Source organism: Anaerococcus sp. C0059F3, from assembly GCF_056590475.1.
Genome location: NZ_JBWPWE010000013.1, coordinates 1 through 19,880 on the forward strand (window position 1 = coordinate 1; position 19,880 = coordinate 19,880).

19 protein-coding genes are annotated in these 19,880 nt (G+C 32.6%); 13 read left to right on the plus strand and 6 right to left on the minus strand.

Annotated features, from left to right (window positions below; translation table 11 throughout):
* Window positions 1–106: 106 nt before the first annotated feature.
* On the minus strand, window positions 107–1,474 hold the full coding sequence (locus tag AC1EJ5_RS08585; protein ID WP_479815699.1) for a leucyl aminopeptidase: 1,368 nt from the start codon (window positions 1,472–1,474) through the stop codon (window positions 107–109).
* A gap of 96 nt (window positions 1,475–1,570) precedes the next feature.
* Between AC1EJ5_RS08585 and AC1EJ5_RS08590 the strand changes: the two genes are divergently transcribed.
* The 8 genes from AC1EJ5_RS08590 to AC1EJ5_RS08625 are packed head-to-tail and all read left to right on the plus strand — an operon-like array spanning window position 1,571 to window position 8,389.
* The gene (locus tag AC1EJ5_RS08590; RefSeq protein WP_223420465.1) at window positions 1,571–2,272 is read left to right on the plus strand and encodes an alpha/beta fold hydrolase; all 702 of its coding nucleotides are present in this window, start codon (window positions 1,571–1,573) and stop codon (window positions 2,270–2,272) included.
* Entirely contained in the window at window positions 2,269–4,047 is a 1,779-nt protein-coding gene (locus tag AC1EJ5_RS08595) for a phosphatidylglycerol lysyltransferase domain-containing protein (RefSeq protein ID WP_479815701.1), read from the plus strand. The genes AC1EJ5_RS08590 and AC1EJ5_RS08595 overlap by 4 nt, the downstream gene beginning before the upstream one ends.
* A gap of 1 nt (window position 4,048) precedes the next feature.
* Window positions 4,049–4,333, plus strand: a complete 285-nt coding sequence (locus tag AC1EJ5_RS08600) for a DUF503 domain-containing protein (protein WP_223420706.1) — start codon at window positions 4,049–4,051, stop codon at window positions 4,331–4,333.
* A 46-nt stretch (window positions 4,334–4,379) separates the two neighbouring features.
* Entirely contained in the window at window positions 4,380–4,730 is a 351-nt protein-coding gene (locus AC1EJ5_RS08605) for a Spx/MgsR family RNA polymerase-binding regulatory protein (RefSeq protein WP_479815703.1), read from the plus strand.
* Window positions 4,731–4,786: 56 nt separating this feature from the next.
* Entirely contained in the window at window positions 4,787–6,130 is a 1,344-nt protein-coding gene (gene brnQ / locus AC1EJ5_RS08610; RefSeq protein WP_479815705.1) for a branched-chain amino acid transport system II carrier protein, read from the plus strand.
* 51 nt (window positions 6,131–6,181) lie between these two features.
* Window positions 6,182–7,069, plus strand: a complete 888-nt coding sequence (locus AC1EJ5_RS08615; protein ID WP_348938247.1) for a DegV family protein — start codon at window positions 6,182–6,184, stop codon at window positions 7,067–7,069.
* Window positions 7,070–7,111: 42 nt separating this feature from the next.
* Window positions 7,112–7,738, plus strand: a complete 627-nt coding sequence (gene trmB / locus AC1EJ5_RS08620; protein ID WP_479815708.1) for a tRNA (guanosine(46)-N7)-methyltransferase TrmB — start codon at window positions 7,112–7,114, stop codon at window positions 7,736–7,738.
* Window positions 7,739–7,792: 54 nt separating this feature from the next.
* Entirely contained in the window at window positions 7,793–8,389 is a 597-nt protein-coding gene (locus AC1EJ5_RS08625; protein ID WP_479815710.1) for a DUF4230 domain-containing protein, read from the plus strand.
* A 72-nt stretch (window positions 8,390–8,461) separates the two neighbouring features.
* On the opposite strand, the gene AC1EJ5_RS08630 is transcribed toward AC1EJ5_RS08625, so the two are convergent.
* Together AC1EJ5_RS08630 and AC1EJ5_RS08635 are read right to left on the minus strand one after the other, a co-directional pair.
* Window positions 8,462–8,593 carry a glycerol-3-phosphate transporter gene (locus tag AC1EJ5_RS08630; protein ID WP_311486159.1) on the minus strand — a complete coding sequence of 44 codons (132 nt, stop codon included), beginning with the start codon at window positions 8,591–8,593 and terminating at the stop codon, window positions 8,462–8,464.
* 82 nt (window positions 8,594–8,675) lie between these two features.
* A complete protein-coding gene (locus AC1EJ5_RS08635; RefSeq protein ID WP_479815712.1) occupies window positions 8,676–9,383 on the minus strand; it encodes a heparan-alpha-glucosaminide N-acetyltransferase in 708 nt (235 codons plus the stop codon).
* Window positions 9,384–9,445: 62 nt separating this feature from the next.
* Here AC1EJ5_RS08635 and AC1EJ5_RS08640 point away from each other — a divergent pair, with 62 nt between their 5' ends.
* Window positions 9,446–10,720: a bifunctional folylpolyglutamate synthase/dihydrofolate synthase gene (locus AC1EJ5_RS08640; protein ID WP_479815714.1), complete on the plus strand. Its 1,275-nt coding sequence runs from the start codon at window positions 9,446–9,448 to the stop codon at window positions 10,718–10,720.
* A gap of 56 nt (window positions 10,721–10,776) precedes the next feature.
* Here AC1EJ5_RS08640 and AC1EJ5_RS08645 read toward each other — a convergent pair whose 3' ends face one another.
* The gene (locus AC1EJ5_RS08645; RefSeq protein ID WP_479815716.1) at window positions 10,777–12,573 is read right to left on the minus strand and encodes an ATP-dependent helicase; all 1,797 of its coding nucleotides are present in this window, start codon (window positions 12,571–12,573) and stop codon (window positions 10,777–10,779) included.
* Window positions 12,574–12,669: 96 nt separating this feature from the next.
* Between AC1EJ5_RS08645 and AC1EJ5_RS08650 the strand changes: the two genes are divergently transcribed.
* Window positions 12,670–13,467 (plus strand): nitroreductase family protein, encoded by a 798-nt coding sequence (locus AC1EJ5_RS08650; RefSeq protein ID WP_479815718.1) that lies wholly within the window; start codon window positions 12,670–12,672, stop codon window positions 13,465–13,467.
* 41 nt (window positions 13,468–13,508) lie between these two features.
* The gene (map, locus tag AC1EJ5_RS08655; RefSeq protein ID WP_348938260.1) at window positions 13,509–14,315 is read left to right on the plus strand and encodes a type I methionyl aminopeptidase; all 807 of its coding nucleotides are present in this window, start codon (window positions 13,509–13,511) and stop codon (window positions 14,313–14,315) included.
* A 31-nt stretch (window positions 14,316–14,346) separates the two neighbouring features.
* Here the strand turns inward: map and AC1EJ5_RS08660 are convergent, their stop codons facing one another.
* Both AC1EJ5_RS08660 and ychF read right to left on the minus strand, forming a co-directional pair.
* A complete protein-coding gene (locus AC1EJ5_RS08660) occupies window positions 14,347–14,973 on the minus strand; it encodes a thymidine kinase (protein WP_479815720.1) in 627 nt (208 codons plus the stop codon).
* Entirely contained in the window at window positions 14,966–16,063 is a 1,098-nt protein-coding gene (gene ychF, locus AC1EJ5_RS08665) for a redox-regulated ATPase YchF (RefSeq protein ID WP_479815722.1), read from the minus strand. Before ychF ends, AC1EJ5_RS08660 begins: the two co-directional genes overlap by 8 nt.
* A gap of 197 nt (window positions 16,064–16,260) precedes the next feature.
* Here ychF and AC1EJ5_RS08670 point away from each other — a divergent pair, with 197 nt between their 5' ends.
* On the plus strand, window positions 16,261–18,030 hold the full coding sequence (locus AC1EJ5_RS08670; RefSeq protein ID WP_479815724.1) for an aminopeptidase P family protein: 1,770 nt from the start codon (window positions 16,261–16,263) through the stop codon (window positions 18,028–18,030).
* Window positions 18,027–19,877 (plus strand): excinuclease ABC subunit UvrC, encoded by a 1,851-nt coding sequence (gene uvrC / locus AC1EJ5_RS08675; RefSeq protein WP_479815726.1) that lies wholly within the window; start codon window positions 18,027–18,029, stop codon window positions 19,875–19,877. Before AC1EJ5_RS08670 ends, uvrC begins: the two co-directional genes overlap by 4 nt.
* Window positions 19,878–19,880 lie beyond the last annotated feature (3 nt).

The window sequence follows — 19,880 nt, forward strand, 5'->3', positions numbered from 1 at the left end:
AGGAAAGAACAAAGAAATACCAGAGCTAGTTTAGTTCTAACTCTGGTATTAGGTCCAACTTTGTGGGGTCACTTTATAAAAGTAAGGAGGGCTTATTTTTTATTTATTAAAATTCTTTGGCTAGTTCATAAAGGGTTTTTACGTGGACACCTGTTGCACCCTTGCCATTTATACCTTGTGGTGCAGATAAATGAGCGGTTCCTGCTATATCTAAGTGAACCCAAGGATAACCTTCCACAAAGTTTTCTATAAATTGACCAGCAGTTATTGAACCAGCAAGTGGTCCACCAGAGTTTTTAACATCAGCATCATCTGATTCGTTATAAGTTTTATAGAATGGATCGTTTGGTAAAAGCCAAATTTTTTCATCCATTTTCTTGCTCGCCTTAAGGATTTTTCTGAAGGCATCTTCATCATTGGTAATAGAGGCTGTGTATGTTTCTCCAAGGGCACCTAGGGCTGCGCCTGTTAGGGTTGCTAGATCAACAATCATAGCTGGTTTATATTCTGTAGCTGCGTAGTTTACAGCATCAGCGAGGGTAATTCTTCCTTCAGCATCAGTATTATCAACGTCAATTGTCATGCCATTGCGGGCCTTTATAATATCACCAGGTTTATAGGCTCTTCCCGAAATTAGGTTTTCACAGGATGCAACAATAGCAACCACATTGACTTTTAGTTCATTAAGGGCTATTGCATTCATGGCGCCAATCACAGATCCTGCCCCACCCATATCGGTGTGCATAGTCTTCATTCCCTTTGATGTTTTTATAGAATATCCACCAGCGTCATAGGTTAGGCCTTTGCCAACAAGGGCAAGAGGAGCTTTTCCAGGTTCACCTTTGAGGTATTCCATAACAATAAATTTAGGTTCCTTATCCGAACCTTTTGCTACTTCATAAAAAGCAGTAAGACCCATATCAAGGATTTGATCCTTATTGTAAACTTTAACATCTACACCAAGTCCTGAAAGATTTTCCTTAGCTTTTTGGGCTAGACTTTCTGGGTAAATATCATTTGATCTAAGGTTTACAAGGTCTCTTGCCAAAAATTGTCCATCAAGAACCTTGATAAGTTCATCGATTTCTTTGTCATAGCTGTTTAATTTTTCGTCAAAATTTACATTAACAAATTTATTTTCCTTTTTATCTGACTTATAAAAGTTAAAGTCATAAGCAGAAACTACTAATGCTTCAACTAGACTTAAGGCAAATGTTCTATCATCAAGCTTTGTTGGATTTTCATTTATAGAAATTTCATTAAGGTCTTTATCCTTAAGAAATTTACCAAGTGTGCAGATAGCTTCCTTAAAAATTTCTTTATTAAGCTTATCTTCATCTCCAAGACCAAGTAAGATTACTCCGTCATTTGCAAAAATTTCACCTTTATTAGCCTTAAAATATTTGTTTTCAATTTGGTTTTTAAAGGCGAATTGAATTTTATTATTGTTATTATGTGTAATTTTAGAACTCATATATTCCTCCTAATTTTATCATACAATTTTTTAAAATATATTCATTTATTTATTACTTTACTAAATAATAGGATATAATATAGGTGAGGAGTTCTTATGGAAAACGAGATAATTCTAAGGGATAAGACAAGGATATATTATAAGGAATATGGTCAGGGTGATGATTTGTTTCTTCTCCATGGAAATGATGGTGATATGACTTATTTTGAATACCAGATAGGTTATTTATCAAGGTATTTTCATCTAATACTGATTGATTTTAGAGACCATGGATTTTCGACTAATGAAAAAAGCAAGTTGAATTTTGAACTCTTAGCCAATGACCTTAAGGAAGTATATGATAAACTTGGCATAAAAAAAGCTAGTTTATTGGGTTTTTCTGATGGGGCAAATTTATGTTTGATATTTCATAAACTCTATCCGAATTACGTAAATAAGATGATTCTTAATGCACCAAATGCAAGGTTTAAGGGGATTACTTTTCCTGCTAAGGTCCTTATGGTTTTAGAAAATATATTTTGGACAATTTTACCATTTTTTAGGAGAAATAAGAGGGTGGCAAGACTTTTATTATCCGACTTAAAAATTGATATAGATGACCTAAGAAATATTGAAAATGATACATTAATTATAGCTGGTTCTCGAGATTTAATTAGGATTTCCCATATAAAAAAGATTGCCAAAAATGTCGATGGGTCAAAACTAGTTATTCTTAAAAACCAAGGACACAGGTTGGCAAGAACTGCTCCAGAAATTTTTAATAAATTGGTTTATGATTTTATGAAAGGAAAAATATGAAAAAAATTAAAGAATACAGGCAAAGTTTAATTAATATTTTGATTTTGATATTAATAATATTTTCGTTATATTATTTGGCCAAGTCTACATTAAATATTTATTTAAGACTTATAATTGGTTTTGCTCTTTCAGGATTATTCATTAAGGTATTTTTAAACTTTAAAGATGTATTTATAAAAATAAAAGACACCTACGGAGAAACTGCAGCCAGACTTTTCAAGGAAGCTATACAAAAGATAAACTCAGCCTTTATTGGATTTTATGGACTTGCTTTTATATTAAGTGCCGATTTTAGCGAATATTTAGAGTATTTTCCTTTTAACGAATTTTCTTTTGTAACAGTCGGACTTATAAGGTCCTTCGTCGAGCTTATGATAGGATTTTTATTTATAGTTGTTTCTAGGTTTTCATTTTCTAGGCAGGAAAAATCTCTAAAAATCCTTTATCCTTTGTTAGGGTTTACAGGAATATATTTGTATCTAGTAGGAGAGACCTTAATTGCTCTGATACCACTCGGGATAATCGGATTGACTGCATACTATACTAGGGATGTCATAGTCAAAAAAAGTTTTATATACAGTTTTGAAGAAATCTTGATTGATTTGGTCCTTGGCGGTTTTTGGGTCATTATGTATTTTAAAAACACCTTTGCCGCAAGGCCACTGACAAATTTTCCTATTGCTTATAAATCTATATTCTTTACCCTTACCTTTTTAGCTATGGGATTGGTTTTAAGGATTTTGCTAAAGTTTATGAAAGGTCATGACGATTTCTTAGTCGAACCAGATTTGGATGCATATAAGGAATTTTTATCAGCTAATAATGAGAATTCATCAACTTCAGCAGGTCTTGGCCTTTTGGGTGATAAATACATCTATTATTATGAAAAAGAAAATAGAAAAGTCTTAGCCTTTACCTACCAAATTGTAAATAATAAGATAATTGTAATGGGAGAGCCAATTGGAAAAAGTGAATATCTTGAGGAAGGCCTAAATGATTTTATAAATAAATGCCAAGTTTTATCATTAAATCCAATTTTTTATGAAGTTAGAAGAGATTTTACTCTTATGCTCCATGATTATGGATATGACTTTATGAAGTTTGGTGAAAATGCCTTCTTAGATCTGGATGAATTTAGCTTAGCTGGAAGGAAAAAGTCAAGTCTTAGAAATATTTTAAATAGGTTTGAAAAGGATGGATATGAGTTTAAGATTGTAAATCCTCCTTATGATGAAAAAACTTTAGATAGATTAGAGATAATTTCAGATAAGTGGCTTAAGGGACGTGAAGAAAAGGGCTTTACCATGGGATTTTTCGACAGAGATTATTTGAACAAGTCAAGTCTTGCCTTAGTCCTTGATCAAAATCAAGAAATAACAGCCTTTACTAGTATTATGCCAAATTACGACGAAAATATCATGACAATTGACCTTATGCGTTATGATACGGATATGAATGTTAATTCCATGATGGATTATTTATTTTTAAACTTGTTTATTTATGCTCAAGATAATGGCTTTAAGTATTTTAATCTTGGCATGGCTCCTCTTTCAAATGTAGGAATTTATAAATCAGCTTATCTTTCTGAAAGAATAGCATCTTTCATATTTAAATACGCAGATAGTCTTTATCCTTTTAAGGGGCTTCGTAATTATAAATCAAAATATGCTACAAAATGGGAAAGCAGATACACTTGTTTCGCAAAAGGGAATTTTATAATTACATCTATACTTGCTATAATCGCAGCAGATAAGGGAAAAATTAAGGAGGATTAAAATTTATTTATATTTATTAGAAGTAAGAATAAAAATTTATGATAGTTTCTCGCTTAAGGATAAGAGGAGAACTGTAAAAAGTATTTTAGACTATGCTAGGAATAATTTGTCTATATCTGCATCTGAAGTTAGTGACCATGAATTTGTAAATATGGCAAGTCTTGCTTTTGTATCTGTTTCAAACGACAATGACTTTTCAAAATCTCTTTTAGAAAAAGTCATAAAAAGGATAGAGGAGAATTATCAGGTTGAAATCCTAGAAGAAAATATACAGAGATTATTATAAGCTAACTTGGGGTAATTATAAAAAAGATTGAATCATAGGAGGAAATATGAAAATAATTTGTTATAGCAAGTGCTCAACTTGCAAAAGTGTCTTAAAGACAATGGATGAAAAAGGCTTAAAATACGAAGTAAGAGACATTAAGGAAGAAAATCCGACCAAGGAAGAAATCAAAAAATGGCACGAGGCTACAGATTACGATATAAAGAGATTTTTCAATACTTCTGGAATGATCTATAGGCAAGAAAATCTCAAAGATAAGCTTGATGAAATGAGCCTTGATGAGAAATACAAAAAGCTTGCCACTGATGGAATGCTAGTAAAAAGGCCAATTCTATTTTTAGATGATGGACAAATTCTTGTTGGTCCTGACGTTAGGAAATACGTTGAAGCCTTATAAAACATTGCAAAATGACTGATAAAGGTGTATCATATTAAAAACTTTAGGGGTTAGATATGAGAAAAAAATTAACTTTATCAGAAAACTTATTAGTTGGCTCCTTGTTATTTGGTTTATTTTTTGGTGCTGGAAACTTGATTTTCCCACTAGAATTAGGCCAAAGATCAGGAGCCAATATTTCGTTAGTAACTATAGGATTTTTGCTATCGGCAGTTAGCTTGCCAATCCTTGCAGTAGTTGCAACCGCAGCAAGTGATAGTGAGAGTCTATTTGATTTATCAAAGGCTGCAGGAAGAAAGTTTGCCTACTTTTTTACAACACTTTTATACCTAACAATAGGTCCTGGATTTGCTATTCCAAGGACAGCTACGACTACATACGAGGTTGTTTTTGAAGGCAATGAGAGTTTTTACAATTCGTTTGGGCTCTTGATTTTTTCCTTGGTATTTTTTGCCTTAGTTTTGTATTTTTCAATCAAAAAAGCAAAACTTATTGATACTATTGGAAAATTTATGACACCATTATTTTTAATTCTGTTGTCATTTTTATTAATCTTAACTATTTTTAGACCTATGGGTCCAGTAGGAATATCATCCCCAGACCTTAAGTATTCAAAGAACCCTGTACCAGTGGGTATTGTTGATGGTTATAATACTTTAGATGCTCCAGCTGGTTTAGCCTTTGCTATTATTATTATATCAAATATAAAAGAGTTGGGAGTAACAGATAAAAAATCAATGGCTCTTGAGACATTAAAGTCAGGTATTGTTTGTCTTTTTGCGATGTCACTAATATATGCAGGTCTTTCCTATATGGGAGGAGCTTCTGCAAACATATTAGATCAGTTCGAAAATGGGGCTGTTATTTTATCAAATATTTCTGAACACTATCTAGGAAATCTTGGCCACATTCTACTTTCGATAATTGTATTTGTGGCATGTTTAAAAACAGCAATTGGTCTTGTATCCGCATGCTCTGAGATGTTTGAAGAGATGTTTAAAAATAGACTTTCGTACAAGTCATATTGTATAATATTTTCCTTTGTTTCACTATTGATAGCTAATTTGGGCCTTAAACAAATAATAGCCTTGTCTTTGCCAGTGCTTATGTTTATTTATCCAATATCAATAGTATTGATAGGTCTTTCTATAATTTCAATATTTATAGGAAAGAGAAAATTTGTATATCAAGTGAGCCTAGGAATTACCGCATTATTTGCTTTTTTAGACTTTTTGAAGGCAAGTCCTGACTTTATCAGCAAGTCAAGTTATGTGGCAAAAGTTATTGATATATCAAGTGAGATTCTTCCGGGTTATGATATAGGTTTTGCATGGATTTTACCAAGCTTGCTTGCTTTTGGAATTGCACTAATAATTGATAAGAAACGCGCTTTAAATTGAATTAAAATTAATAAAAAGTATGATACTTATTAGATTTTTTGAGAGGTTAATATGAGTGATTTTATACTGAGCGCAAGCTCTACTGTTGATATCCCAAGAGAAGTGCTCGAAAAAGAAAATATAAAATGGATAGGATTTCCTTTTCAAATAGATGATGTTGATTATATTGATGATTTAGGTCTTACGGTAAAATTAAATGACTTTTATCAAAAATTAAATGACGGTGCTATTGCAAGGACGAGTCAAATAACCTATATAAAGTATATAGAATTTTTTGAGAAATTACTTGAAGAAGACAAGGATATACTTCACGTTACCCTATCGTCAGGCCTTACTGGAGGGGTCCAGCAAGCCTATATGGCCCAAGAAAAACTTGAAGAAAAATATCCAGATAGAAAGATCTATATTCTAGATAGTTTGACAGCTACTTCATGTGAAGGACTTTTTGTTCTTGGATTAAATGAGATGCGAAAAGAAGGATTTTCAATTGAGGAAGTATATAATTGGGGAATGGAAAATAGGTATAAGGTAAATTCTATTTTCTTTACTTCTGATTTAACATACCTTGTAAGAGGCGGCAGGGTATCTAAGGCTGCAGGCTCTTTCGGCAATCTTTTGAATATTTGTCCAATAATGGATACTAATACAAAAGGTGAGATAGTTGTTAGAGACAAGATAAGGACTAAGAAAAAAGCTATGAAGGCCTTGGTTAATAAAATATCTGATCGTTTGATAAGAGATTTCCCATACAAAAACGAAATCTACATTGTCCATGCCTATGCTCCAGAAGATGCTGAAGATCTTAGAGAAAGACTTTTAGACGAACTTGATGATTATTCAGGTGAAATTAAAATATATGAAATAGGAACGACTGTAGGAAGTCACGTAGGACCAGGACTTGTTGGCGCTGGCTTCTGGGGAAAAGAAAAAGATGAATAAGGATAGTCGCTTATGCGGCTTTCTTTTTTTGTAAGGAGATATATGAGACTAAGACACAAACCGCATGCCATACCAAAAATGCAAGAAAGTGATTACATAATTTTTGAAGCAAAAAATTATAAGGGAAATTGGCATGATATATTTAGAAATAATAATGAAATAGAACTTGAAATTGGAGCAGGTAAAGGAGATTTTATAGTAAATAAAGCAGAGAAAAATCCTGATATAAATTACCTTGCACTTGAAATGAATACAAACGCCTTTGTAAGTGCTTGTGAAAAAATTGAAGAAGAAGAGCTTTCAAATGTTTACGGAATTGTTGGCAAGGCAGAAGAACTTCTTGATATGTTTGAAGATGGTGAAATATCAAAGATTTATTTGAATTTCTCAACCCCATGGCCTAAAAAACGCCACAACAAAAGACGACTTTCTCATGAAAACTTTCTGAAATTATACCAAGTTATTTGTAAATCCGGGGCGGAAATTGAGCTTAAGACAGATAATGAAGAATTTTTCGATGCCAGCCTAGCCTACATGGAAGACTTTGGCATGGAAATAATTGAAGTTAATAGGGATCTTGCTGAGGAAAATTCTATTGTAACTGAGTACGAGCGAAAATTTAGAAATAGAAATATGCCGATTTTTCATTTAATAGCAAAATTTAAATAGAATATTAAGAAAAATAAAGTAAAGTTTAAGTAAATACAAATTCAAGGAGAAAAAATGAAAAAAGCTAAAAAAATGTTTTTTGGACTTTTGGCTCTTATAGTAATAATTTTCGGATCATATTTTATTGGTATGAAAGGTGGCTTATTAAAAACAGAGACAAAGGTTTCATCAGATATTATAAAAAATCAAATTCTTTCGGTTAAGGAATTGACAACACTTAAGTATAAATACACAAATGTAGGATCTTTTGAAAACCAACAAGAATTTTATGGAATGAAATTACCTTTTACCCAAAAGAAATTTATAATTTCTTATGACGGCGAGGTAAATGCAGGGATTAATCTCGAGGAAGCTCAGGTAAGCCTAAATGAAGATGATAAAAAAATCAATATCCAAATTCCACATGCAGAAATTTTAAACCACGTAATAGACGAAGATTCTCTAACTATTTTTGATGAGAAACACTCAATATTCAATCAACTAGAAGTGAAAGACTTTTCTGATTTCAGGAAAGATGAAATGAAAAAGATCGAAAAAGAACTTGAAGAAAAGGGATTTTTAGAAGAGGCAGACGAAAAAACCAAGGAAGCTATTGTAGAAATTCTAAAGATAAATCCATTATTAGAAGAATATACAATTGAATTTAACTAAAAAACGCTCTTAGAATATAGATTCTAAGGGCATTTTTATTAGTATTTTTAACTTAATCTCTTAAAGTAATAGTTATAATCCAAGATGTGCTACAAATTTTCCTATTGCATAACCAAACTTATAAACTAGAACGAGGGTTATGATAGATGCTAGGATAAAATAAGATGCTGGGTAGTCTTCTTTATATTTTTTTATACGGTCCATAAATTTTCCTCCACTTAAATTTTCTGTTCTTGTATTTAATTATATATTATTGTAAGCCTATATGGATAAAAATCAACTTACATCACAAAGTTAACTTATAGATTAGGCTAACCAAGGGATATAGGATTATTTGGTGAGTGAGATATATTGGCATTGAATATCTACCGATTTTTCCTAGCAAATTTTCTTTTATATCAAAATTATAAACGTTTTTCTCCTGTAAAAATTTCCCCAATGAAAGGCCTCCTAAAAAAGCAAAAAGCCAGGGAATTAATGGAAAGTAGTCATTTGAATAAAAGTCAAATGATGGAAAGCCCATAGGAAATAAATTCATTTGATAAAGACCATTAAAAAAACTATTATCCCATAAAAGTCCAGCTGGAATTTTATAGGAAAATGCAAAGGCAAGTATAAATATTGGCCAAAGCCTAGGGCTAATTAAATTTTGTATTAAACCAGCGATTACCATTGATAGGCCCAGTCCGTTTAAAACACCCCAAATAATTAATTGTTCTTTTGCAAAAAAATATGTGATTAGTGTGATAGCAAAGCCAATTAAGCTAGTAATTAATCCTCTTTTTATATTTTTCTTTGGACTTAAAAAGCTAGATGTGATGCCTGAAATGATAAAAAATGATACCGCAATTGAGAGTTGCCAAATCCTATTAAAAACCGTTCCGTCATAAAAGTCCAAGGTCCAATAGAAGTTTATATTGTAAAATAGGTGAAAGAGGACCATTGAAATTATGGTAAAGCCCCTAAAAGTATCTATAATTTGTATTCTTTTCATAAAATCTCCTCCCTTTATTATAACATATGGTAAAATAAACTTATAAAGTTTCTGGAGGAAATATGAAAAATTTTGATGATTATTTAGATTATTTATATGGGAGAGGATCTTCAGGGGAAGACCATACTCTTAGAAATATAATAAAAGTAATGGAAGCCTTTGGCAACCCTCAGGATAAGATAAAAGTAATTCATGTTGCAGGGACAAATGGCAAAGGTTCTACAGCAAAGATGCTTGCTAATGTTCTTTCAAAAAATCTTAAGTGCGGAATTTTTACTTCTCCTTACATGGTTAAGATAAATGAAGAAATTTCAATCAATGGGGTCGATATAAGCGATGAAGATTTTTGTGACCTTATAGATAGGATTCGACCTGTAGCTGAAAAATGTGATGAGGAAGGTTACCATATAACTTATTTTGAATTTCTTACAGCTATGGTTTATTTATATTTTTATGAACAAAAGGTAGATGTGGCTGTTATTGAAGTAGGTCTTGGTGGCAGTCTTGATTCTACAAATATAATAAAAGATCCTTTAGCATCTGTAATTTGCTCAATTTCTATGGACCATATGAATGTTTTAGGATCAACTATTGAAGAAATTGCTGAAAATAAGGCAGGTATTATAAAAAAGAACCGCCCTGTTTTTGTTTATCCACAAACCAGCGAGAAAGCTTTTGAAGTTATAAAAGAAAAAGCTAAGGCAGAAGATTCAGAATTATTTACCTTTAATAAAAATGAAATAAGAATAAAAGAGATTTCCAATAAGGGAAATATTTTTGATTTTATGTCCTATAAGGATATACAAACATCTCTCCGAGGTAAACACCAAATTTATAATGCCAGCTTAGTCCTTATGGTTTTAGATTATTTTAAAGATGACTTTAATCTTAGTGAAGAAGATATAAAAGATGGGATAAAGGAAACTTATAATCCTGGAAGGCTTGATTTAGTAAGCACAAATCCAAGGGTTCTCCTAGATGGGTCTCATAACAAGGAATCAATAGCCGCACTTTTAGAAAGTCTTAAAAATTTTGACTGCGACAAGTTAATTGTTGGTTTTTCAATCTTAAAAGATAAGGACCACAAGGACATCATAAGGGATATTGCAAGTCTTTCTGATAAGCTAATCATAACCTATATAGATGAAAATCCAAGAGCTCTTGATACAAAAGAAATAGAAAAAGAAGCTAGTGATTTTGCTTCAGACATTGTAATTATTGAAGATAACAAAAAAGCTTATGAATATTCTTTAAAACAAGCAGGAGAAAAAGATTTGGTTCTTTGGTGTGGGTCTCTTTATCTTGTGGGTAAAATATTATCATTTATAGAAAAATAAAATATTAAAATACATCATAGAAAAATCGTCCGAAGATAAATTCTGAGGACGATTTTTTATTTATTTAAATATTTTACAGTTGTATAAAATTCTGAAGGTAAAGTTTTTTTGCTATTTCTCTTTTTGGTAGAAAGGATAAATAGTTTTTCTTTAGCTCTAGTCATGCCAACATAAAAGACCCTTCGTTCTTCTTCTAAGCTTTTTTCAGGATTTTGTTCATAATCGATGATTGGAAACTCGTTTTTGTTCATATCAACAATAAATACACTGTCGTATTCTAGCCCCTTTGATCTGTGTATAGTTTGAAGAACAAGGTTAGATTGTGGCATTAACCTTATTTTTTTCTTAAGCTTTAGAATTTCCCTATCAAATTCTTCTATAGAGTTAATATCTTTGGTGAAATTTACCAAACTTTCAACAAAAAGGTCCTTATTTATTACTTCTTCAGCAAATTTATTTGCCTTCAGAGATGAGTACTCCTTGTAACCAAGGTATTTGTAAATGTAGGAAATTTTCCTTGATAGAGGAAGTTTACGTATATGAATAAGTTTTTTCTCTATATCATAAAGAGAATTTTTCCTGTCATAATCTAAAATTTCGTAGAAAAAATCAAAAATATCTTGGTTTATAGGTTTCGTTCTAAGTTTTTCTACTTCAGTTTTTTTGAGAAAGGTCCTTATCTTGTAATAAATATTTTCAAAGGTCTCTACATTCGTAAAATCATCTGAAAACTTGATTATATCGAAGAAATCATCGATGATTTGAGATTTGAAAAAATCCAAAAAATCATCGTTAATAGCAAAATCTATCCCATCTTCAAGCAGGAAAGTCACCAGATTTATGGCAGAAATATTATTTCTAAATAAAATCGAATTTGACTTTGAGAAATCTATATTTTTCTTGATAAAATCATACTGATCATAAGAATCTTTTAGAGTTTTTATAAGAACTCTTTCTCCTTCTTCTTTTTTACTGATAAGATTTTTTTTATAACGAAAATTATTATATTTAATAAATTCTCCTGCAAGGCTTGCTATATTTTTGCTTGACCTATGATTTTCATTCATAATAAAAATTTCTGCACCCGGATAATAATCCTTAAAATTTAAGAGATAATCTGGATTCGCTGCTCTAAAAGAATAGATTGATTGGTCGTCATCAGCAACCACCATTAAATTATTATTTAGGCTTACGATTCGATTTAAAATTTCAAATTGCAAGAGGGAGGTGTCCTGACCTTCGTCTAATTGAAAGTATTGGTACTTGTTCTGGATTGATTTTAAAAGTCTCGGATTTTCATCAAGAAGTCTAAGGGCGATAGTCTGCATATCATCAAAGTCTATGTAGTTATTTAATTTTTTAAAATCTTCATAGACTTCATAGACTTTTTCTATATTTTTAATCCTAACTTTTTGAAGATAAGATTCATCAAGCATTGCATTTTTCATGTAGGATGTTTCTGTAAAAAATGTCAAAACATCTTCTCTTGAAACTTTTTTATTATTAATATCCTGGTAGATACGTCTTACTAGGTCGTATTTATTATAGGCATCCGTTGATTCAAGTAGTCTTAATTCTCTATGAAATTTTTTTAAATAATTTCTTATAATTAGGTAGCAAAAAGCGTGGATAGTCATTATGTTTGTATCATCAGATCCAAAGCGATTTTTCATATCGATTGCCTGAGTCCTCGAAAAGGTTAAGGTTAAAATCTTATTTTGTGGGATAGATTTACTTAAATTATTGATTCTTTCAAGGAGCATTGTAGTTTTGCCAGCACCTGGCACTGCAAGGACTAGGCAGGGTCCATCTACAAAGTTTGCTGCCTTATTTTGTACATCTGTTAATATCATATTATCATGATACCATATATTTTTTTGAAAAATATGATAAAATAGTAGATAGGAATAGTATAATAATAGAAGTAGAATAAAAATATGGGGGAAAATATGCTTACAACACAATTTTTAAAATCTAGAACTTCAACAAGAGATTTCAAAGATATGGATCTTAAAAAAGCGGATCTAGAAAAACTCGATAAGATAATTGATTCTGAAATTATAAAATTAGGTAAGGATGACCTAGCTTTTATAGTTCAAACTGATGGAGAAAAAGTTTTCAAGGCCCTAGAAGGAAAGGCCGGTTACAAAGGAGTTATGATTAAGGCTCCAGCTTACCTTGCCCTAATTATCCTAAATGATGATCCTGCAAGTATTGTTAAGGGCGCTTATGGTGTTGAAGAAATAATTACAGAATTAGACAAGATGGGAATTGGCAATTGCTGGATAACAGTAGCAGATGTGGAAGATTCTGTAAAAAAAGCTGCTTTTGATTATGATAAAGGACAAGTTAGACTTCTTCTTGCTATAGGTTATCCTGTAGATGAAACTGTTAGAGAACACCAATTCGATGACAGGAAGGGTATAGGTGAATTTGTATTTATAGACCAAATTGGTAAAAAAGCTACGAATGAAGACCTTGAACAAAGAGGTCTAGATGAAATTTTTGCCTATGCAAGATTTGCACCATCAGCTTACAACGCTCAACCTTGGAGATTTGTTCTAGTTGATGATTTAATTAAACTTTATATCGAAGATTACAAGGGAGAAGTAAATTTACTTGACGCAGGTATTATCATGTACTACCTTGATAAGCTTGGTGAATCTATCTCTATGGGATCAAAATGGGATATAAAACCAGAAATTAATGATGACAAATACGTCTATATAGCAAGCAAACAACTATAAGATAAAGGGCGCCAAGGCGTCCTTTTTAGGAGGGTGAAATATTGATTAGAATTTATAACGAAACATATTTTGAAAAAATGAGAAAGGCAGCTGAGGTTTTATGTCAAACCCATCTTGCCTTAAAAGAAGTAATCAGACCAGGCCTAACAACTAATGACCTTGATAAATTTGCTAATAAATTTATTGTTGACCATAAAAAAGCTATCCCTGCTCAATTAGGATACCAAGGATTTCCATTTACCTTATGCACATCAGTTAATGATGAGATTTGCCACGGCTATCCAAACGATAGACCTCTTAGGGAAGGGGATATTTTATCAATAGATAATGTAGTTAACCTTGACGGTGGCCTTGCTGATTCATGCTGGACCTACACCATAGGCAAGATGAGCGAAGAAGACCAAAGACTGGTTGACGTAAACCTAGAAGCCTTAAATAGGGCTGTTAAAGTTGCAATTCCTGGCAATAGGATTGGTGATATTGGTGCTGCAATTCAGGAATATGTAGAAGGTGAAAATGGATTTTCTGTAATTCGTGACTTTATCGGACACGGAATTGGTAAGGAAATGCACGAAGACCCACAAGTTCCACATTACGGCAAGGCTGGTAGGGGACCAAGGATAGAAGCTGGTATGGTCTTTACTATTGAGCCAATGATTGCCCTTGGAGATTGGCATATGAAGCTTGATGATAATGGATGGACAGCAAGAACTGTTGACGGCTCAAAAGTTAGTCAATTTGAACACCAACTCATTATCCATGATGATGGCCCAGAAATAATTACAAATCAAAGTTTATATAAATTAACAGAAGAAGATTTAGAATTTATTAAGAACTATAAATTTTAAGAAAAAAATCTACCCATCAAGGGTAGATTTTTTATTGCTTGTCCAAATCAAGTTGAATTTGGTTTTTAGTTTTTTCTCTTTCGCTCATTTTTTCGTTGTAGCAAGACCTGCACAAAGGTTCATATACATCTTCTGATCCTATTTGAATCCTGGAATCATCAGTGGATTTCCTGTAGGAGGCCCAAGCATCTTCACCACATGAAGCACAGATGGCGTGGTGCTTAATCAGCTCATCTGCCAGAGGCATTATTTCCTTTATTATCTCAAATGGTTTTGTTTTATAATCCATATCAAGCCCTGATACAACAATAGTGATGTTTTTAGACATAAGTTTATTGAAAATATCCACAACTTCGCTAGGTTCATTAGGGAAAAATTGGAGTTCATCGATGCCGATGGCATCAATTTCGTTTTTCTTAACATAGTCTATTATTTCATTGAGGTTTTCAATCTTAATTGCATCAAGGGATAGGTTGTCGTGAGAGACAATTTTTTTATCGCTATCTCTGTTATCAACAGCTGGTTTAAAGGCAACAGTTTTATAATTTGCAATGGTCATTCTGTAAAGTTCTCTCCATAGGGAAGTAGTTTTGCCAGAAAACATTGACCCTGTGTGAACTATAAGTTTGCCCTGCTTTTTAATCATTTTTTTATACATTAAACTTAAATTCCACTACATCGCCATCTTGCATGATGTAGTCCTTGCCTTCCATGCGGAGTTTGCCAGCTTCCTTAGCCTTGGCCTCACTTCCTGCTGCCACTAAATCATCATAGGAAACAATATCTGCCATGATAAAACCACGAGCTATGTCTGAGTGGATTTTACCTGCAGCATCTTGGGCACGAGTTCCCTTAGTAATTGTCCAAGCACGAGTCTCAACTTCACCAGTTGTTAGGTAGGAAATAAGGTTTAAAGTCTTGTAAGAATCCTTTATTACCCTATCTGTGCCAGATTCAGTCAATCCAATCATTTCTAAGAACTCTGCTCGTTCTTCTTCGGTTTCAAGCTCTGATATTTCTTGTTCAATTTTGGCAGATACTACAGAAACTTCAGCTCCTTCGTTTTTGGCAAAATTTCTTACGATATCCACGTACTTGTTGCTAGCACCATCATTTGCAGCGTCTTCTTCGTTGACATTACATACATAAATAATAGGTTTGGTTGACAAAAGTTGGTAAGACCTTAAGAGTTTTTTTTCTTCTTCATTTAGGTCAAGAATCCTTGCAGACTTGCCTTCTTCAAGGACAGCTACTATTTTTTCTAAAACTTCAACTTCTGCTCTAGCACTTTTATCAGCTCTAGCAACTTTTCTTTTCTTTTCCAAAACCTTATCAACAAGTTCAAGGTCAGATAAGATAAGTTCTAAATTTATTGTTTCAATATCCCTTAATGGATCAACAGAACCGTCAACGTGGGTTACATTTGGGTCATCAAAACACCTTAAAACTTCAACGATAGCATCAGTTTCTCTAATATTTGATAAGAACTTATTTCCAAGTCCTTCACCCTTGCTAGCACCCTTTACAAGACCAGCTATATCGTAAAATTCAACAACAGCTGGAACAATCTTTTTAGATTTACTCATTTCAGATAGAACATTTAATCTCTCATCAGGCACATTAACTAGACCCACATTAGGATCAATAGTAGCAAATGGATAGTTTGCCACAAGGGCACCTGCTTTTGTTATGGCGTTAAATAATGTTGATTTGCCAACATTAGGTAGGCCGACAATTCCTAGTTTCATCTTATTCACTCTCTCTTTTTTAATTTTTATAACGCTTATATTATAATGGATTTAAAGAAAAAATCAATCAAATTCATGCTTATAATAAGACTTAAGTCTGGTATAATTGTATATAGAAATAATATTAAACTATGATAAAATATTATTAAGACATATGGCAAGGAAAATTTGCCCAATTTAATGATTAGGAGAAAAGGATGAATATAAATAAAAGATTAGAAGAATTAAGATCTTTGATGAAAGATAGAAAAATTGATGCTTATATAGTTGCAAGTTCTGATCCTCATCAATCAGAGTATTTGGCTGATCATTACAAAACTAGAGAATTTATTTCAGGTTTTACTGGTTCTGCAGGAACAGCTGTTATTACATTAAAAGAGGCAAGACTCTGGACAGATTCTAGATATTTTCTCCAAGCCCAGAAGGAATTAGCTTCTTCTGAGTTCGAGCTTATGAAGATGGGGGTAGAGGGCTATCCTACAATCTTAGAATACTTAGATGAAAATATAGCAGAATTCGGGAAAATTGGCTTTGATGGCGAATGCTATTCTGTAACAGGTTATAAAGATTTATCTGAAAATATGGGAGCAAGGATCTTAGTTTCAGATCTTAATTATATTTCTCAAATTTGGAAAGATAGGCCAGAATTGCCAAAAGACAAGGCTTGGATCCATGATGAAAAATATTGTGGTTTAAGTCTTAAAGATAAACTTGGAATTTTAAGAGAAAAAATGTCAGATAATGGTTGCAATTACACTTTTATTGGTGCACCAGAAGATATTTGCTATTTATTAAATATCCGAGGCAACGACGTTGACTTTAATCCAGTTATCCTTTCCTATATGCTTGTATCTCTTGATAAGGCCTACCTATGCATAGATGAGGACAAGATAGACGGAAGTGTACGTGCCTATCTTGAGGAAAATGGGGTAACAATTTATTCTTATAATCATATTTATACATTATTAAAAAATATTCCTGGCAAAAACAGGATTTACCTAGATCCTGCGAGGACAAATGTTGCCGTGTATGATGCTATAAATGCAAATGTCAAAATAAGTCAGGGTACAAATCTAACTACTTTCATGAAATCTGTAAAGACAGACACAGAGATAGAAAATATTAAAAAGGCTTATATCCTAGACGGAGTTAGCCTTGTAAAATTCTTTAATTGGCTAGAAGTTGGGGCGAAAACAGGATCTCTAAATGAACTTGTAGCATCAAATAAACTTCATGACTTAAGGGCTGAAAATGAAAGTTTTATTGAAGATTCCTTTGAAACTATCGCTGGCTATAAGGAAAATGCAGCTATAGTTCATTATGCTCCATCCAAAACTGGTTCTAAAACTATAAGAGATGAAGGCTTAATCCTTGTTGATTCAGGTGGACATTACAAAGAAGGAACTACAGATATTACTAGAACAATTGCCTTAGGAAGTCTAAGAGAAGATGAAAAGACTGATTACACCCTAGTTTTAAAATCATTTTTATCCTTATTTTTAGCTAAGTTTAAAAATAGGACTAAGGGTTCTAGATTAGATATGATTGCCAAATACCCACTTTGGAAGGCTGGTAAGGACTTCTTCCACGGCACAGGACATGGGGTTGGTTTTGTCCTTACTGTTCATGAAGGCCCACAGGCAATTTCGGAAAGAAATGAAGTTGAATTTGTAGAAAATATGACAACTTCTATTGAGCCTGGCCTTTATATAGAAAACAGTCATGGTATTAGGATAGAAAATGAAGCCTATGTTAAAAAAGCCTTTGATAATGAATTTGGTCATTTCTTGGAATTTGAAACTTTAACTTATGTACCTCTTGATACTAGACCGATAAAGACAGAGATGCTAAGTACAGAAGAAATTGATTGGGTAAATGCCTATAATAAAAAATGTTACGAACTTCTAAGTCCATACCTTGAAGGTCATGACTTAGATTACTTGAAAGAGAGTTGTAAGGAAATTTGAGTCGTAAAGAACTTAAAGAAAAATTAAAAGAACTGCCAGAAAAACCTGGTGTATATATAATGAGAAATGACCAAGGCGAAATAATTTATGTCGGCAAGGCTATTTCTCTAAAAAATAGGGTTAGACAGTACTTTGACAACAACAAAAACAAGGGAGCCAAGGTCCTTGCCATGGTTAGCCATATAGCGGATTTTGAATATATTATTGTTCAAAATGAAGTGGAAGCCTTGGTCCTTGAGTCTAACCTAATTAAAAAAAATAGACCCAAATACAATATTGTTTTAAGGGATGACAAACAATATCCCTATATAAAGATAAATAAAGAAAAATTTCCGAGAATTCAAAAGGTAAGGCAAGTCCATAAGGATGGGGCAGATTATTTTGGCCCTTATCCAGATGCCTATGCAGTAAATGATGCTATTGATCTATTTCATGATTATTATCCCTTTAGGACATGTAATTTAAATTTCGACAAGGGTCAAAGCCTTGATAGGCCCTGCCTAAATTATTTTATAAAAAAGTGTAATGGACCATGCATAGGTGCTGAAGATGAAGAGAGATACCTAAAAAATATGGAGGATGTTAGGCTTTTTCTTGATAAGAAAGACAGGGCTATTCCTGACAAGGTTCTCCAAAAAATGAATGAAGAAAGCGCTAAGCTTAATTTCGAGATGGCCGCAAAGTATAGGGATTATTATAGGGCACTTTCTATAATTTATGAAAGACAATACGTCACAGAAACCACAGGTGAAGATGTAGATATAATCGCCTTTAGCAAGGGTATGTCTATCATAGTTGTCCAAGTGTTTTTCATGAGAAAGGGTCATATAGTTGATAGGGAACACTTTATTATCAAAAATGACTTTGCTGAAAAAGAAGCAGATATCATATCTTCATTTATCAAGCAATTTTATTTAGACCTATTATTTATTCCTAAAGAAATTCTCGTTCAAAGCTTGCCTAGTGATTTAGAAACTATTACAGACTACTTAAGTCAGAAAAAGGGATCTAAGGTTAGTATCCATCAACCAAAATTGGGTAAGAAATTTGAACTTGTTACTATGGCTAGCCGAAATGCCACAGATATGCGAATTAAACACGAAAAACGAATTGACAAAAAAGAAAGAAATAAATCTTCTGGACTTAACCAATTAAAGGAAATATTAAATATAGAAAAGATAAACAGGATAGAGGCCTACGATATTTCTAATACTTCAGGGGTCCAATCTGTTGGATCTATGGTTGTCTTTGAAAATGGCATATCAGCACCAAAGGAATATAGGAAATTCAAGATAAAAACAGTTGAGGGACCTAATGATTACGCATCACTCAAAGAAGTCTTAACCCGCAGGTTTAATAATGCAAAGAAAGAAATTGAAAAGGGAAGTATTCACACAGGATTTGGTAAGCTACCTGATTTAATTTTGATGGATGGTGGTAAAGGACAAGTAACAATTGCCAAGGAAGTTTTTAAGGAAATGGAAATTGAAATAGAAGTGGCAGGCCTTGTTAAAGATGATAAGCACACCACTAGGGGGATAATTTATAACAACGAGGAAATTCCTATTAAAAGGAGAGATCCAGTTTATAAATTAATCTATGAAATCCAAGAGGAAGCTCACAGATTTGCTATAAATTACCATAGGTCTCTTATGAGAAAATCCATGAAAAAATCAGAGCTTGACGATATTAAGGGAGTAGGCAAGAAAACCAAGGCTAACTTGTATAAGCATTTTAAAACAATAACTAATATTAAAAAAGCAAGCGTTGAAGAACTTATGGAAGTGCCTTTAGTTGGAAAGGAAGCCGCACTCGAAATCTATAAGTATTTTAGGCTGAAAGGATAGTTA